The organism is Bradyrhizobium sp. A5, from assembly GCF_042076515.1.
Lineage (GTDB): Bacteria > Pseudomonadota > Alphaproteobacteria > Rhizobiales > Xanthobacteraceae > Bradyrhizobium > Bradyrhizobium cosmicum.
The window spans coordinates 1,681,883-1,696,411 of sequence record NZ_CP148990.1 but is presented as its reverse complement, the minus strand read 5'-3'; the positions used below and the strand labels follow the sequence as shown (position 1 = coordinate 1,696,411).

The 14,529-nt window shown below is 65.2% G+C and carries 15 protein-coding genes; 10 read left to right on the top strand and 5 right to left on the bottom strand.

The genetic code is table 11. The features are described from left to right. Positions 1–144 precede the first annotated feature (144 nt). The 3 genes from WHZ77_RS08020 to WHZ77_RS08010 form a co-directional block, all read right to left on the bottom strand. Positions 145–804: a hypothetical protein gene (locus WHZ77_RS08020; protein ID WP_375313182.1), complete on the bottom strand. Its 660-nt coding sequence runs from the start codon at positions 802–804 to the stop codon at positions 145–147. Positions 805–1,072: 268 nt separating this feature from the next. After that, on the bottom strand, positions 1,073–1,762 hold the full coding sequence (locus WHZ77_RS08015) for a methyltransferase domain-containing protein (protein ID WP_375313181.1): 690 nt from the start codon (positions 1,760–1,762) through the stop codon (positions 1,073–1,075). A 36-nt stretch (positions 1,763–1,798) separates the two neighbouring features. After that, positions 1,799–2,851 (bottom strand): glycosyltransferase family 4 protein, encoded by a 1,053-nt coding sequence (locus WHZ77_RS08010; RefSeq protein ID WP_375313180.1) that lies wholly within the window; start codon positions 2,849–2,851, stop codon positions 1,799–1,801. A gap of 274 nt (positions 2,852–3,125) precedes the next feature. Here WHZ77_RS08010 and WHZ77_RS08005 point away from each other — a divergent pair, with 274 nt between their 5' ends. The 3 genes from WHZ77_RS08005 (at position 3,126) to WHZ77_RS07995 (ending at position 4,923) form a co-directional block, all read left to right on the top strand. Then, on the top strand, positions 3,126–3,842 hold the full coding sequence (locus WHZ77_RS08005; RefSeq protein WP_375313179.1) for a L,D-transpeptidase: 717 nt from the start codon (positions 3,126–3,128) through the stop codon (positions 3,840–3,842). A 114-nt stretch (positions 3,843–3,956) separates the two neighbouring features. Then, positions 3,957–4,388 (top strand): c-type cytochrome, encoded by a 432-nt coding sequence (locus WHZ77_RS08000; protein ID WP_375314677.1) that lies wholly within the window; start codon positions 3,957–3,959, stop codon positions 4,386–4,388. A 202-nt stretch (positions 4,389–4,590) separates the two neighbouring features. Further along, positions 4,591–4,923 (top strand): GIY-YIG nuclease family protein, encoded by a 333-nt coding sequence (locus WHZ77_RS07995; RefSeq protein ID WP_375313178.1) that lies wholly within the window; start codon positions 4,591–4,593, stop codon positions 4,921–4,923. 115 nt (positions 4,924–5,038) lie between these two features. On the opposite strand, the gene WHZ77_RS07990 is transcribed toward WHZ77_RS07995, so the two are convergent. After that, positions 5,039–5,263 carry a hypothetical protein gene (locus WHZ77_RS07990; RefSeq protein ID WP_375313177.1) on the bottom strand — a complete coding sequence of 75 codons (225 nt, stop codon included), beginning with the start codon at positions 5,261–5,263 and terminating at the stop codon, positions 5,039–5,041. Further along, positions 5,256–6,047, bottom strand: a complete 792-nt coding sequence (locus tag WHZ77_RS07985) for a DUF899 domain-containing protein (RefSeq protein ID WP_375313176.1) — start codon at positions 6,045–6,047, stop codon at positions 5,256–5,258. Before WHZ77_RS07985 ends, WHZ77_RS07990 begins: the two co-directional genes overlap by 8 nt. A gap of 87 nt (positions 6,048–6,134) precedes the next feature. Between WHZ77_RS07985 and WHZ77_RS07980 the strand changes: the two genes are divergently transcribed. From WHZ77_RS07980 to WHZ77_RS07950, 7 genes are all read left to right on the top strand, one after another. Continuing rightward, positions 6,135–7,355 carry a helix-turn-helix domain-containing protein gene (locus WHZ77_RS07980; protein ID WP_375313175.1) on the top strand — a complete coding sequence of 407 codons (1,221 nt, stop codon included), beginning with the start codon at positions 6,135–6,137 and terminating at the stop codon, positions 7,353–7,355. A gap of 26 nt (positions 7,356–7,381) precedes the next feature. Beyond that, complete coding sequence (locus tag WHZ77_RS07975) at positions 7,382–8,020, top strand: glutamine cyclotransferase (protein ID WP_375313174.1); 639 nt, start codon at positions 7,382–7,384, stop codon at positions 8,018–8,020. A 134-nt stretch (positions 8,021–8,154) separates the two neighbouring features. After that, on the top strand, positions 8,155–9,723 hold the full coding sequence (locus tag WHZ77_RS07970) for a DUF4403 family protein (RefSeq protein WP_375313173.1): 1,569 nt from the start codon (positions 8,155–8,157) through the stop codon (positions 9,721–9,723). A gap of 128 nt (positions 9,724–9,851) precedes the next feature. Beyond that, positions 9,852–10,961 carry an ABC transporter ATP-binding protein gene (locus WHZ77_RS07965; protein ID WP_375313172.1) on the top strand — a complete coding sequence of 370 codons (1,110 nt, stop codon included), beginning with the start codon at positions 9,852–9,854 and terminating at the stop codon, positions 10,959–10,961. A gap of 56 nt (positions 10,962–11,017) precedes the next feature. Then, positions 11,018–12,076 carry an ABC transporter substrate-binding protein gene (locus tag WHZ77_RS07960; RefSeq protein WP_375313171.1) on the top strand — a complete coding sequence of 353 codons (1,059 nt, stop codon included), beginning with the start codon at positions 11,018–11,020 and terminating at the stop codon, positions 12,074–12,076. A 259-nt stretch (positions 12,077–12,335) separates the two neighbouring features. Then, the gene (locus tag WHZ77_RS07955; RefSeq protein ID WP_375313170.1) at positions 12,336–13,598 is read left to right on the top strand and encodes an ABC transporter permease; all 1,263 of its coding nucleotides are present in this window, start codon (positions 12,336–12,338) and stop codon (positions 13,596–13,598) included. Further along, the gene (locus WHZ77_RS07950) at positions 13,595–14,425 is read left to right on the top strand and encodes an ABC transporter permease (RefSeq protein WP_375313169.1); all 831 of its coding nucleotides are present in this window, start codon (positions 13,595–13,597) and stop codon (positions 14,423–14,425) included. The genes WHZ77_RS07955 and WHZ77_RS07950 overlap by 4 nt, the downstream gene beginning before the upstream one ends. Positions 14,426–14,529 lie beyond the last annotated feature (104 nt).

Below are 14,529 nucleotides of genomic sequence, written 5' to 3'. Positions count from 1 at the left end.
CGAGCTCTCCCCGCAAGCGGGGCGAGGTGAAGAGAGCGGACCGCTCCACTGATTCACTTTAGAGTATCCCCAACACGTGGATGCCCGGGACAAGCCCGGGCATGACGTAAACCATGGACATTTGCGGTCTAGGCAGCGGCGCGCTCAGGCGTGCTGCTCTTCGAGCGTGGGCTCGTCGATGAAGCCCAGCGTGTGCTCGGGGTTGAGATGTAGGCCGGGATCCATCAGCTCGCCGCGCATCAGCGCCAGCGGCGCGTTGCGATAAAGCATCAAATCGTGGAAGGGGTCGGTCAGGATCTTGGTCATCCAGACGAGGCCGGTCTCGACGTCGCGGATGAAGAACAGATGCACGGTGCGGAACAGAAGACCGCCGCCGCCGACCACGAGCCAGATCTTGGCAACCTGCCGCATGAAGTCGGTCGCGCTCGCCCAGGGCGTGAACAGGCCGAACAGAGTGGGATCGACGAACAGCACCAGCGGCGACAGCGCCCAGATCGACATCAGCACCACCTTGCGCTGAAGGTTGTAGCCGACCTTGATCTCTTCCTTGTGCTCGTGCGTGGCCTGGTTGACGTGGTCGTAGCCGTGCGGCTCGAAGAAGAAATGACCGGCCTGGCGCGAGGTCATCGAGACAAGCCAGCCCACCAGCCCGGAGACCACCGGATCGATGAACAGCCAGACATAGGCGAAGAGAAAGCTCAGCGCGCTGACGAAGTGCAGGCTCTGATTGATACGGCTGTGGTGATAGTAGCGATGGTCGTCCCAGCGCTGGATCCGCAGCTGCTCGAGATAATTCTTGATCATGCTCTCCCCCAAAATGCTTTCGGGTACGGGAATACAGGGATTCGATGTAGGCCGTGTGACATCATCATTTTGTCATATGACGATGTGCAGCGGCGCGATGAGGCACGGGTTACTCTCTCCCCTCATCCTGAGGAGCGCGCTCTTGCGCGCGTCTCGAAGGATGAAGGCCGAGGTGCAGCAGCGGGCCTTCATGGTTCTCCGAGCGATGCGAAGCATCGTCCGGGAGACGGCGCTTCGCGCCTCCTCACCATGAGGAGCAACGACGACGCTAGGCCGCCTTGGCGACGTCGATCTTGCGGAAGCGCACCAGCGAGAAGTGGCCGAGCGGCGGAATCAGGCGGCGCTCGGCGAGCTCGATGCCCTTCGCACCGGCGAGCCACTTCGCGTAACGCGACCAGGCGAACTCGGCGGTGCGGAAGCCGAGCGGACGCACCACCGGCTGGAGCTTCTGCTCGATGAAGCGGCGGACGCCGGCATCGGCGCTGACGCGGGTCAGGATGATCAGCTCGCCGCCGGGGCGCAGCACGCGAGCGAATTCGTCGAGCGCGACTTCCGGATTCGGCACGGCGGTGACGACATATTGCGCCATCACGACGTCGAAGGAATCATCGGGGAATTCGAGCTTCTCGGCGTCCATCACCGCAAGGCCCTCGACGTTCTTCAGCTTGCCCTCAGTGACGCGCTGGCGCGCCTTGTCCAGCATCGCTTCCGAGATGTCTGTACCGAAGATGCGCAAGTTCGGCGCGTAGAGCGGCAGCGAGATGCCGGTGCCGACGCCGACCTCGAGCACGCGGCCGCCGATCTTGTTGGTGGCCGCGATCGCCGCCTGCCGGCCCTTGGCGAACACGCCGCCGAACACCAGATCGTAGACCGGCGCCCAGCGGTCATAGGCCTGCTCGACGGTGCCGCGGGTGAGGTCGAGCTGCTGGGTGCCGTCAAGGTTCATGATCTTAGCCATCGATGTGGTTCTCGCTGTGGTTCAAGACGTATGGGATCAACCGCGCACTGGCCGCCGCGCCATGCGAGGCGAGGCACGCAGGACGCGGCTGGGCTGGAGTGAGGTGAGATTGCCGACGAACTGGCGCGCGCTGTTCTCCCAGGACCGCTCCAGCGCGAAGTTGCGGCAGGTCTCGCGCGACATTGTGAGCGCGCGCAGGCAGGCCGTACGCAGATCATGGTCGATCGCGCCGATCGGGTGATCGGCGATGACGTCCTTGGGTCCGGTGACCGGAAACGCCGCAACGGGCGTGCCGCAGGCGAGCGCCTCGAGCTGCACCACGCCGAACGTGTCGGTCAGGCTCGGGAAGACGAAGACGTCGGCGGCGGCGAGATGCGACGTGAGATCCGCGCCCTTCTTCTCGCCGAGGAAGACGACGCCCGGATATTTCTTTTCGAGCGCAGCTTTCTGCGGACCGTCGCCGACGACGACCTTGGTGCCGGGCAGATCGAGCGAGAGGAACGCTTCGAGATTTTTCTCCACCGCCACGCGCCCCATGGTCATGAAGATCGGACCCGGCAGGTCGAGCTTGGCGGGATGATCGGGATGGAACAGCTCGGTGTTGACGCCGCGCGTCCAGAATCCGAGCCGCTTGAAGCCGCGCTCGGAGAGTTCCTGCCGCAGCGAGGGCGTCGCCACCATCGTCATCGCGGCGGCATCGTGGAAGTGGCGCAGCACGGCATAGCCGACGCTCGCGGGGATGCCGGTCCGCACCGAGACGTATTCCGGAAAGCGCGTCGTATAGGAGGTGGTGAAGGCGAGTCGGTTGCGACGGCAATAGGCGCGCGCAGCCCAGCCGATCGGACCCTCGGTCGCGATGTGGAGCGCGTCCGGCGCGGCCTTCTCGATCCGCCGCGCGATCTCCTTTCCGCTCGGCAGCGCGATGCGCAGGCCCGGATAGGTCGGCAGCGGCCACGACGGAAAGCCTTCCGGGGTCAGGAAGTCGATCTCGACGTCGAGGGCCTTGGCCGCGTTCGCCAGCGAGGTCAGCGTCCGCACCACGCCGTTGACCTGCGGATGCCAGGCGTCAGTCGCGATTAATACCCGCATCGGAAAATCCCGAGAGTTTGATGATTCTCGGCTTAGGACCATCAACGAAGGATATTTCAGGCGTGTGACGTCACATAAGTGTCGGCCGGTTGTTTTGTTCGTTAACGGACCCCTGCGGCCACGAAACTGTCATGAAACAATCCTTTCCGCGACGAAACCGTTTTCGGCGCTCCGCGCAAACGTCCCGAAACTTTTTGCCGCTAGTGATCTAGGCAACGGAGCACCGAAACGGTGCCGGGGTGACCAAGAAACACCGCGCAACAGGGGCGACCAAATGTTCAATCTGGGCACGTTCAGGAATTATTCGCGCGCTATCGCCTTTGGCGCAGTTGCTGCCACCGCGATCGCATTTGCCGGTCCGGCGAACGCTGCGCCCGTGCAGCTCTTCCCCTTCTTCCAGCCGCTACCGCCGGTGGCCGCGCCGCAGCCGATCCAACCTTACCAGCCCTATCAGGCGACGCCTTACCAGGCCGCGCCGTCCGAGGATCAGGATGCGGTCGAGATGCCGGCCCGCTTCCGCCGCCAGACCGTGAGCTACGCGACGCGCGAGGCGCCCGGCACCATCATCATCGATACGCCCAACACCTATCTCTATTACGTGCTCGGTGGCGGCCAGGCGGTGCGTTACGGCATCGGGGTCGGCCGCGACGGCTTCACCTGGTCCGGTGTGCAGTCGGTGACCAGGAAGGCCGAGTGGCCGGATTGGACGCCGCCGCCAGAAATGATCGCCCGCCAGCCCTATCTGCCGCGCCACATGGCCGGCGGCCCCGGCAACCCGTTGGGGGCCCGCGCCATGTATCTCGGCGGCACCATCTACCGAATCCACGGCACCAACGCCCCGGATACGATCGGCAAGCACGTCTCGTCCGGCTGCATCCGCCTCACCAACGACGACGTCACCGACCTTTATTCCCGCGTCAACGTCGGCACCAAGGTGATCGTGCTGCCTATGACGGAGCGCAGAGCGGATCTCGGCGCCGCGACGCGGTAACGCGACAGGACATTGTGACGCAAACGGCCTCGGAACTCACCGGGGCCGTTTTCGTTTGCCCCATGCTCTCCGAGAGCACCTCGCATGGAGGCGCCGATGCAATCCCACCTGCAAATGCCGCGAAGTCCAACGCCGCGAAGTCCAAGGCCGCGAAGACCAAGGCTGCGCGCGATCGCTGTCGCCGGAGCATTGGTGCTGCTCCTCGCCGCTCCCTCCGCGCCAGCGCAACAGCGGGCGAGCGATGATGCGGCTCAGCAGGCCTTCAACAATTCCTGCCGCACCTGTCACTCGGTGAAGGAGGGCGACAACCGCCTCGGCCCCAACCTCCACAACATCGTCGGCCGCAAGGCCGGCGCGCTGCCGGACTACAACTACTCGCAGTCGATGAAAGAGGCGGGCTTCGTCTGGGACCAGGACAAGCTCACGCGCTTCATGATCAAGCCGGACGAAATCGTGTCCGGCAACAAGATGCAGCCCTATGGCGGCATCTCGGCGGATGAAGCGGCCAAGGTCGCTGCTTATCTGCAGGCGGCCGGCGGGCGATAGTCGCGTCGGCGCCACGTGTGAGGCTTGCATTCGAGATCGCGGCGCATCCTTCGAGACGCCCGCCTCCGGCGGGCTCCTCAGGATGAGGACGGAGTACGCGGCAGCTGGCATTCATGCAGCTATTGCACCAAGGCGCGAATGCCGGTTAGCCTCATCCTGAGGAGACCGCGAAGCGGTCGTCTCGAAGGACGAGGCGTTCACGATGAACGAGGGAGCCTACCTCTACATTCTCAGATGCGCCGATGGCAGCTACTACATCGGCACGACACGGACCGAACTTGAAGTAAGGCTCGCACAGCACAACGCTGGAGCGTTCGCCGGCTATACGAAGTCACGCCGTCCCGTGACGCTCGTCTTCTCGCAATGGTTTGACCAGATCACCGATGCGATCGAATGCGAACGAAAGCTCAAGAAATGGAGCCGCGCCAAGAAGGAGGCCTTCATGCACGGCGACTTTGCCGAGCTGCATGAGTTGGCGAAACGCGGATCTCATCATTCTTCGAGACGCCCGCCTTCGGCGGGCTCCTCAGGATGAGGCCGGAGTGTGCGGCTGCATCCTTGCTGCAGCACCGATGCCAGTCAGCCTCATCCTGAGGAGACCGCGAAGCGGTCGTCTCGAAGGACGAGGCGTTCAAACCGGCAGAAATCGCTCATCCGCCAGTCCTGTCAGAGATCAGCCTCAACCATGCCGCCGAATGAAACGCGCTCATCAGCAGATACATCGGCACCATCCCGCCGAGCGAAAACCCACGCGCGGCGGCGCACAGCATGTCCGTCTGAGCGCTGCCGATCACGGCCGTCAGCACGGCCATGATCGCGAAGGCCGGTGTGGCCGCAAGGCCGAGCCATCTGGCAAGGTCGGCGGGATTAGTCACGTCCTTCCACGGCCTCCCGACGAAACGCCTTCTCGCCGGCGTCCGAGATCTCCACCCATTTCTGGTCGGGCGCGGCACCCGCGTAGCTGTCGTGCCAGTTCCACCATTTATAGGTCGGCGTCTGCGGATAGCCCATCGGCGAATCCTCCCAAACCTCCTGCCGGCCGAGCGGCGTGATGTCGAGATAGTTCCAGGTGCCGCCCATCTGCTCGTCGCCGCGGCTCTTGATGAAATAGGTGCGGAAGATGCGCGTGCCGTCGCGAAAGAACACGTTGGTGCCGTGCCATTCATCGACACCGAAATCGGCGTCGAAACTGTCGGTGATCGTGACCCACGGGATGGTCCAGCCCATCCGCTGCTTCAGCCTGATGATGTCGGCCTGCGGCGCGCGCGAGGCGAACACCAGCGTGGTGTCGCGCGCGTTCAGGTGAGCGACATGGGCGACCTGGTCGGCCACCATGGAGCAGCCGCGGCAGGCGTGATCGGGCCAGCCGAACACGCCGGGCTCGAAGAAGGCGCGGTAGACGATCAGCTGCCGCCGGCCCTGGAACAGATCGGCCAGACTGACCTTGCCGCCGGGCCCCTCGAACGCATAGGTTTTGGCGACTTCCATCCACGGCATGCGCCGGCGCTCGGCGGCGAGCGCATCGCGGGCACGGGTATGCGCTTTTTCCTTCACGAGCAGTTGCTGACGGGCGGCCTCCCAGTCCTGCGGCGACACCACCGGTGGTGTCTGCATGGCGGTCTGTCCGTTCGTCCCTGCGTTGTCTATTGATGTCATCATGGCTCTCCAAACCTCTTGCTCGTCCTGCCAACGATTTCTGGCACCAAGCGGTTGCGCGGTGGGAGTAACAAGTGTGGCGGGATTGTCATGGAGTCGCTGATCACCGCTGCCGCGCGTGCGCTCGAGTCCGGCGATCCGCTCGGCGCGCTGAACCGCGTTGCGCTGCGCAACGACGCGCCGTCGCTGGCGCTGCGCGGCATCGCGATGGCGCAGCTCGGCGATCTTCCGAAGGCGAAGACGCTGCTGCGGAGCGCGGCGCGCGCGTTCGGTCCACGCGAGGCGGTGGCGCGCGCCAGATGCGTCGTGGCCGAAGCCGAGATCGCGCTGGTCTCGCGCGACCTGAGCTGGCCGGCGAAGACGCTCGCGGCGGCGCGGGCCACGCTCGAACAGCACGGCGATCTCGCCAACGCGGCGCATGCCGGCCACATCGAGGCGCGCCGTCTCCTCCTCGTCGGGCGCCTCGACGAGGCCGAGCGCACGCTGGCCGAGCTGGTCACCTGCCCGCTTCCGCCGGCGTCGCAAATCGTCCGCGAGCTCGTGCGCGCGGGCATCGCAATCAGGCGCCTCAAGACGAAAGACGCGCGCGCAGCGCTTGGCCTCGCGGCGCGCGCCGCACGGCAAGCCGGTATCCCCGCGCTCGAAGCCGAAGTCGAAAGCACGAAGCTCGTTCTCGACACGCCCGCCGCGCGCTTGATCGCGCGCGGCGAGGCACGGCCGCTGCGGCTCGAAGAGGTCGAGGAGCTGGCGGCCTCCGGAGCACTCGTCGTGGACACGTTCCACCACGCCGTTCGCCAGCGAAGCACCGTCATCTCGCTCGGCACGCGGCCGGTGCTGTTCGCGCTCGCCCGCATCCTCGCGCAGGCATGGCCGTCGGATGTCTCGCGCGAGGCGCTGATGTCAGGGGCGTTTCAGGCCAGGCACGCCGATGACTCCCATCGCGCGCGCTTGCGGGTCGAGATCGGGCGCCTCCGCGCCAAGCTCAAGCCTCTCGCCGAAGTCAGCGCGACCAGGCAGGGCTTTGCGCTGGCTCCGCTCAAGACGAAAGAGGTGTTCGTGCTGGCACGTCCGGTCGAGGAGAAGCACGCCAGCGTCCTCGCCTTTCTCTCCGATGGCGAGCCGTGGTCGAGCTCGGCGCTCGCGCTGGCGCTCGGCACCAGCGCGCGCACGGTGCAGCGGGCGCTCGACGAGCTGGCACGCGCGAACAAGGTGCAATCGTTCGGACAGGGCCGCGCGCGGCGCTGGATGACCCCGCCCGTCCCCGGTTTCCCGACAGGCTTGTTACTCCCCGGACCGCTCCTGAAGACGTAAGGTAGAGCCATCACAGGAATCGACACATGAAACGTTCAGCCGCCGAGATCGTCAGGGAGTACGGGCCGTTTGCGGGCGTCGAGGCCGTGCACGGCGTCACCTATGACGGCACCCATGTCTGGTTCGCGTCCGGCGACAAGCTGAATGCGGTCGATCCGGACAGCGGCAGGATCGCGCGCTCCATCGACGTCGCCGCGCATGCGGGAACGGCGTTCGACGGTCGTCACCTGTTCCAGATCGCCGAGGACCGCATCCAGAAGATCGATGCGGCGACCGGCAAGGTGCTCTCCACGATTCCGGCGCCGGGCGGTGGTGGCGATTCCGGATTGGCCTGGGCCGAGGGTTCGCTCTGGGTCGGCCAATATCGCGAGCGCAAGATCCACCAGGTCGATCCCGAAACGGGAGAGATTCTCCGCACCATCGAAAGCAGGCGCTTCGTCACCGGCGTGACCTGGGTCGACGGCGAACTCTGGCACGGCACCTGGGAAGGCGAGGAAAGCGATCTGCGCCGGATCGACCCTGAGACCGGCAAGGTGCTCGAGCAACTCGACCTGCCCGCCGGCACGATGGTGTCAGGGCTGGAGTCCGACGGCGGTGACCGCTTGTTCTGCGGCGGCGGCAGTCGCGGGAATGTGAGAGCGGTCCGCCGTCCCCGGCGCGGCTAACCGGCGCTAACGAACGCGCCGCAACGGCGCGTTTGCAGCCGTTAACCTGTTCGCCGCAATTCTACCCCATCGGTGCGCTCTAGCGCCCTCCTTGCCTGCCCTGTAGACTTTGCCCCGGGCGGCCTGGGGGAGTGATGCGACTAGCGCTGGATTTGAAGACTGTCTTGATCGCCGTGGCGGTGATCGCGGTGTCGTTCTTCGTCAGCCTGAAGGCGATGGACTGGCTGGCGCCGCGCGCGACGAATTCAGCGCCGCCGGTCGCGCAATTGCCGCCGCTGCCGCCGGTCGCTAAGAGCTCGATCGTGGTCGCGCCGGTCGCGATCGCGCTGTCGGCGATCCGCGAACAGGCGGAAAAAGCCTCGCCGCGCAATTTCGCCGGCAAGGCCGATAATCCAATCTCGCAGATCCTGGAGAATGCCGACATCGGCTGGTCCGCCGTGCGCGGGCCGATGTCGGCTGCCGGCGACAAGGACGTGCTGACGATCTCGACGCCGCTCAACGGCAAGCTGAACGTGACGGGCTCGCTGTCGTCGAAAGCTACCGGCGCGCTCGGCGACGCCCTCGGCAGCGTGCTCGGCGGTGACGCGGCGAAACGGATCGGCGCGGTCAACATCAAGAATTTGAACGCCAGCGCCGAGATCAGGGGCAACGTCATCGTCACCTCGCGCCCGAAGCTTGCAGCGAACTGGCATCTCGAGCCCAATCTCGGGGCGCAGGTCAATCTCGGCGACACCAACCTCAACGTCGCCGGCGCCAAGGTCAACGTGCCGGCGCAAGTGAAGCCGCTGATCGACAAGAATGTCGGCGAGCAGATCAACATCGTCTCCGAGCGCATCCGCAACGATCCATCGCTGCGCGAGAATGCGAAGCTGCAATGGGCCAAGGCCTGCCGCTCGATCGCGCTGCAGGGCCCCGGCGCCTCCGCCGCGCTGCCGCCGCTCTGGCTGGAGATGAAGCCGGTCCGCGCCATCGCGGCGCAGCCGCGCGTCGACGCGCAGGCCGTGACACTGCTGCTCGGCCTCGAGCTCGAGACGCGCGTGACCTCGACACCGACCAAGCCGGACTGCCCGTTCCCCGACAAGATCTCGATCGTGCCCCCGACCGGCACCGGCGTGAACATCGGCGTGCCGATCGACGTCCCCTTCACCGAGATCAACAAGCTGATCGCGGCACAGATGGTCGGCCACACCTATCCCGAGGACGGCTCCGGCCCGGTCGACGTCACCGTGAAGAGCGTCAACGTGGTCCCGTCGGGCGAGCGTCTGCTGATCTCGCTGCTGGTGCGCGCGAAGGAAAAGAAGAGCTGGCTCGGCCTCGGCGCTGAAGCCACCGTGCACATCTGGGGCCGGCCGATGCTCGACCAGGCACAGCAGACGCTGCGGCTTGCCGACATCCAGCTCGCGGTGGAATCCGAGGCGGCCTTCGGCCTTTTGGGCGCCGCCGCGCGCGCCGTGATGCCGCAGCTCCAGCAGACGCTGGTGCAGAAGGCGACGCTCGACCTGAAGCCGATTGCCGCCAACGCCCGCGAGAAGATCGCGGCCGCGATCGCCGACTATCAGAAGAGCGAGGACGGCCTCAAGGTCGATGCGAAGATCGACAGCCTGACGCTCGCCGACATTGCCTTCGATTCCAAGACGCTGCGCGTGGTCGCCGAAGCCGGCGGCACGCTGAATGTGTTCGTGACGAAGCTGTCGGGGATGTAGCGCACCCTCACGCGCCGGGCCGGCGCGGTCGCTTGCACCGCTGGCATTCTCGCCCGAGGATGCTAAGCTGTCTTTCGCAACCTCGGACGAGGTCCGGACGGCACTGTAGCTGATAACGCGAGGACAACATGGACGCCGGCATGGTCACGCCTTCGCCGGCACTGGTACGTTTTTCCGGCATTCAGAAGACCTATGATGGCGAGCACCTCGTGGTGAAGAACCTCGATCTCGACATCAGGAAGGGCGAGTTCATCACCCTGCTGGGCCCGTCCGGCTCGGGCAAGACGACCACGCTGATGATGCTGGCTGGCTTCGAGGTTCCGACCCATGGCGAGATCTACCTCGCGGAACGGCCGATCAGGAACGTGCCGCCGCACAAGCGCGACATCGGCATGGTGTTCCAGAACTATGCCTTGTTCCCGCACCTGACGATCGCGGAGAACATCGCCTTCCCGCTATCTGTTCGCAGAACGAGCAAGGCCGAAGTGCAGGAGCGCGTCAGCGCGGCGCTGCGGATGATCAAGATGGAAACCTTGGCGCACCGGCGCCCCGGGCAGCTGTCCGGCGGTCAGCAGCAGCGCGTGGCGCTGGCCCGCGCGCTGGTTTTCAATCCGCAACTCGTGCTGATGGACGAGCCCCTTGGCGCCCTGGACAAGCGCCTGCGGGAGCAGATGCAGTTGGAGATCAAGCAGCTGCACGAGACGATGGGCATCACCATCGTCTATGTCACCCACGATCAGAGCGAAGCGCTCACCATGTCGGACCGCATCGCCGTGTTCAACGACGGCATCGTGCAGCAGATCGACAGGCCGGACGCGCTGTATGAGCATCCGGTGAACAGCTTCGTCGCCCACTTCATCGGCGAAAACAACGTGCTGGCCGGAACCGTCGAGACGGTCGACAAGCAATTCTGTCGCGTCGCGTTGGCCGCTGGCGGCACCGTGACTGCACGGGCGGTCAATGTCTCAGCCGCGGGCGCATCGACCTCGCTGTCGGTACGGCCGGAGCGGATCGCCATCATCCCCGATGGCGTCTCCAGCGATGGACCGAACCGGCTGCCGGCCAGGGTGCGAAACACCATCTATCTCGGCGACCACGCGCTTGCCGTGCTTGATGTCGCCGGCAACGGGGAGTTCATGGTCAAGCTTCAGCCGGGGGCGCATGGCGAATTGAGACATGGGGAAGACGTGTTCATCACCTTTCGTCCCGAGGACTGCCTGGCCCTCGATCCCGTCTGATCCGCACCGGCATCGATCAAGCTCAACGCAACGCATATGAAGAAGGAACAAAGACCATGCTGAAGCGCAATACTGGCAGGATTGCTTTGGGGTTCGCCGCGGCGTTCAGCGCCAACGCTGCGCTGGCCACGGTCGCGCAGGCGCGTGACCTGACCGTCGTCTCGTGGGGCGGCGCGTATCAGGATGCCCAGAAGAAGGTCTATTTCGAGCCGTTCAAGAAGGCAGCCGGGGTTGCGATGAACGACGAGTCCTGGGACGGCGGTGTCGGCGTGTTGCGCGCCAAGGTGCAGGGTGGCGCCGCCACCTGGGACGTCGTTCAGGTCGAGAGCGACGAACTCGCGGTCGGCTGTGAAGAAGGCCTGTACGAGAAGCTGGATTATTCCAGGATCGGCGGCGAGGCCGCCTATATCCCGCCGTCGGTCAACCCCTGCGGCGTCGGTGCCATCCTCTATGATTTCGTTCTCGGCTACGACAAGGACAAGCTGAAGCAGGCCCCGGGCGGCTGGGCCGACTTCTTCGATACCAAGAAGATTCCGGGCAAGCGCGCCTTGCGTCAAGGCCCGAAGACCACGCTGGAGATCGCCCTCATGGCCGACGGCGTCGCGCCTAAGGACGTCTACAAGGTGCTGGCGACCGACGAGGGCATCGAGCGCGCGTTCAAGAAGCTGGACACCATCAAGGGCGACATCGTCTGGTGGAAGGCCGGCGCCCAGCCGCCGCAATTGCTCGCCTCCGGCGAGGTGGCGATGACGTCCGTCTACAATGGCCGCATCGACACCGCGAACAAGAACGACAAGAAGAATTTCGGCATGGTGTGGGACGGCGCGCTCTTCACGCTCGACAGCTGGGTCATCCTGAAGGGCAGCCCGAACAAGGACGCCGCCTACAAGTTCCTCGACTTCGCGGGCAAGGCGGAGAACCAGTCAAAACTGTCGGAAAACATCGCCTACGGCACCTCGAACAAGGACGCAGCCGCCAAGCTGCAGCCAGCCGTTCTGAAAGACCTGCCGACCGCCCCTGACAACATCAAGAACGCGGTCGAGATCAACGTGGCCTTCTGGCTCGAGAACATCGATCGGCTGACCGAGCGCTTCAACAAATGGGCCGCGAAATAGCGCGCGATGGAACTGGCGTGCGGTGCGCATTGAAGGCAGTTTCGCTGCGGCCATCCTTCGAGACGCCTGCCTTCGGCGGGCTCCTCAGGATGAGGTTTGAGTCTGTGGCAGCGACTACAGGCACTGGTGTCGGAGAGCCTCATCCTGAGGAGACCGCGAAGCGGTCGTCTCGAAGGACGAGGCGCTTGCTCAGGCCCCTCCACAAGGCCATTTGCGATTGCCCCACTCGAAATGGGGATGAGTCAATGAGACGCATCTCGTGACAGCAGCGTCCCTCACCGGCGCCGATGCCAAGCCAGAGGTGTCGCTCAAGCGGCGCCTGAAGCAGGCCGAACGCGCGCGCCAGCTCAAGGCGTTCGCGCTCGTTGGACCGCTGCTGCTGTTCCTGCTCTTCACCTTCGCGGGCCCGATCGCCGGCATGCTGTGGCGCGCGGTCGACGACCGCGAGGTGCGTCAGGTTCTGCCTCAGACAGCCGCGGCTCTCGCCGATTGGGACGGCAGGGACCTGCCGGACGAAAAGACCTACGCGGCGCTGGCAAGCGACATCATGGCGGCGCGTGCCGCCGGCACCCTCGCCATCGCGGCCAAGCGGCTCAACTACGCGCTGAACGGCTTCCGCACGATCCTGACCAGCACGGCACGCAATCTGAAGGCGATGCCCGAGCCCGGCGCGGCCAGGGAGACGCTCGGCAAGATCAACCCGGCCTGGCGCGAGCGCACCACCTGGACGACGATCAAGGACGCCAGCGGCCCGGTGACCGGCTTCTACTTGCTGGCGGCGCTCGACCTGACGCGGAACGTGGACGGCGCGATCGTCTCAGCCTCGCCGGATCAGGCCATCTACCGCGACATCTTCGCCCGCACCTTCCTCATCAGCATCAGCGTCACGGCTCTGTGCCTGATCCTCGGCTTCCCGGTCGCTTATTTGCTGGCGACGCTGCCGCCCGGCCGGTCGAATCTGTTGATGATCTTCGTCCTGCTGCCGTTCTGGACATCGCTTCTGGTCCGCACCTGCGCCTGGATCGTGCTGTTGCAGAGCCAGGGTGTCGTGAACGACAGCCTGCACTGGCTTGGCATCATCGACCAGCCGCTGCGACTGATCTACAACCGCTTCGGCGTCTGCGTGGCGATGACCCACGTTCTCCTGCCGTTCATGATCCTGCCGCTGTACAGCAGCATGAAGGCGATCTCGCCCGCCTACATGCGTGCCGCCGCCTCGCTTGGTGCGCCGCCGGTCACCGCTTTCCTGCGGATCTACCTGCCGCAAACCCTGCCCGGCATCGGCGCGGGAAGCCTGCTCGTCTTCATCCTGGCGCTCGGCTACTACATCACGCCCGCGCTCGTCGGCGGCGCCGCCGACCAGATGATCAGCTATTTCATCGCGCTCTACACGACGGAGACAGCCAACTGGGGACTCGCCTCGGCGCTGGGTGCGGTGCTGCTGCTGGCCACTCTTCTCCTCGCTCTCGTTTATGGCAAGCTGGTGCAGGGACAGCAGGTCACGGGAGGCATGAAGAATTGAGCAATCATTCTTCGCTCCGCACGCCCAGCCAGCGCATCGCGTGGACCGTGACCATCGTCATCTCCACGCTGGTGTTCATCTTCCTGATCGCGCCGATCCTCGCGATCATGCCGCTGTCCTTCAGCTCGGGCTCGTATCTCACCTATCCGCTGCCCGGCCTCTCCTTGCGCTGGTACGACGATTTCATCAATTCGCCGCGCTGGATGAATTCGCTGAAGAACAGCATGATCATCGGCGTCGCCTCGACGCTGCTGTCGATGCTGCTTGGCACGCTGGCCGCGCTGGGGCTGGCGCAGTGGAAGAGCCGGTTCAAGCCGCTCGTGCTGGCTTTCGTGCTGTCGCCTGTCGTCGTGCCCGGCGTCATCACCGCGGTCGGCCTGTATTTCTTCTTCGCGCCGATCGGACTGACCGGCAGCTATCTCGGCCTGATCCTGGCCCACACCGCGCTGGCGACGCCCTTTGTGGTGATCACGGTCGGCGCGACGCTGCAAAGCTTCGACACCAATCTGGCACGCGCCGCCGCCTCGCTCGGCGCCTCGCCGCTTCAGGCGTTCCGCCGCGTGATCCTGCCGCTGATCCTGCCTGGCCTCGCGTCGGGTGCGCTGTTCGCCTTCGCGACCAGCTTCGATGAGGTGGTGATCGTGCTGTTCATGGCAGGTCCCGAGCAGCGCACCCTGCCGCGCGAGATGTTCAGCGGCATACGCGAGAACATCAGCCCGACCATCACGGCAGCAGCGGTGATCTTGACGACGGTATCCGTCATCCTCCTCGCCACCCTGGAAGGCCTGCGCCGGCGCAACGAACGGCTCAAGGGCAGCAGCGCTTGAGCGGCCTACACCGTCATTCCGGTCGCGCGCAGCGCGAGCTACGAAGCGCAATTGCGCATCGGAGAATCCATCGGGCCGCATCGACGGTGGATGAATGGATTCCG

Excerpts from the sequence above, each read along its gene's own strand:
- WHZ77_RS07970 (WP_375313173.1), top strand. The coding sequence starts at position 8,155 with ATGCGACTAGCGCTGGATTTGAAGACTGTCTTGATCGCCGTGGCGGTG.
- WHZ77_RS07965 (WP_375313172.1), top strand. The coding sequence starts at position 9,852 with ATGGACGCCGGCATGGTCACGCCTTCGCCGGCACTGGTACGTTTTTCC.
- WHZ77_RS08015 (WP_375313181.1), bottom strand. The coding sequence starts at position 1,762 with ATGGCTAAGATCATGAACCTTGACGGCACCCAGCAGCTCGACCTCACC.
- WHZ77_RS08020 (WP_375313182.1), bottom strand. The coding sequence starts at position 804 with ATGATCAAGAATTATCTCGAGCAGCTGCGGATCCAGCGCTGGGACGAC.
- WHZ77_RS07995 (WP_375313178.1), top strand. The coding sequence starts at position 4,591 with ATGAACGAGGGAGCCTACCTCTACATTCTCAGATGCGCCGATGGCAGC.
- WHZ77_RS08010 (WP_375313180.1), bottom strand. The coding sequence starts at position 2,851 with ATGCGGGTATTAATCGCGACTGACGCCTGGCATCCGCAGGTCAACGGC.
- WHZ77_RS07980 (WP_375313175.1), top strand. The coding sequence starts at position 6,135 with ATGGAGTCGCTGATCACCGCTGCCGCGCGTGCGCTCGAGTCCGGCGAT.
- WHZ77_RS07985 (WP_375313176.1), bottom strand. The coding sequence starts at position 6,047 with ATGATGACATCAATAGACAACGCAGGGACGAACGGACAGACCGCCATG.
- WHZ77_RS07975 (WP_375313174.1), top strand. The coding sequence starts at position 7,382 with ATGAAACGTTCAGCCGCCGAGATCGTCAGGGAGTACGGGCCGTTTGCG.
- WHZ77_RS08000 (WP_375314677.1), top strand. The coding sequence starts at position 3,957 with ATGCCGCGAAGTCCAACGCCGCGAAGTCCAAGGCCGCGAAGACCAAGG.
- WHZ77_RS07960 (WP_375313171.1), top strand. The coding sequence starts at position 11,018 with ATGCTGAAGCGCAATACTGGCAGGATTGCTTTGGGGTTCGCCGCGGCG.
- WHZ77_RS08005 (WP_375313179.1), top strand. The coding sequence starts at position 3,126 with ATGTTCAATCTGGGCACGTTCAGGAATTATTCGCGCGCTATCGCCTTT.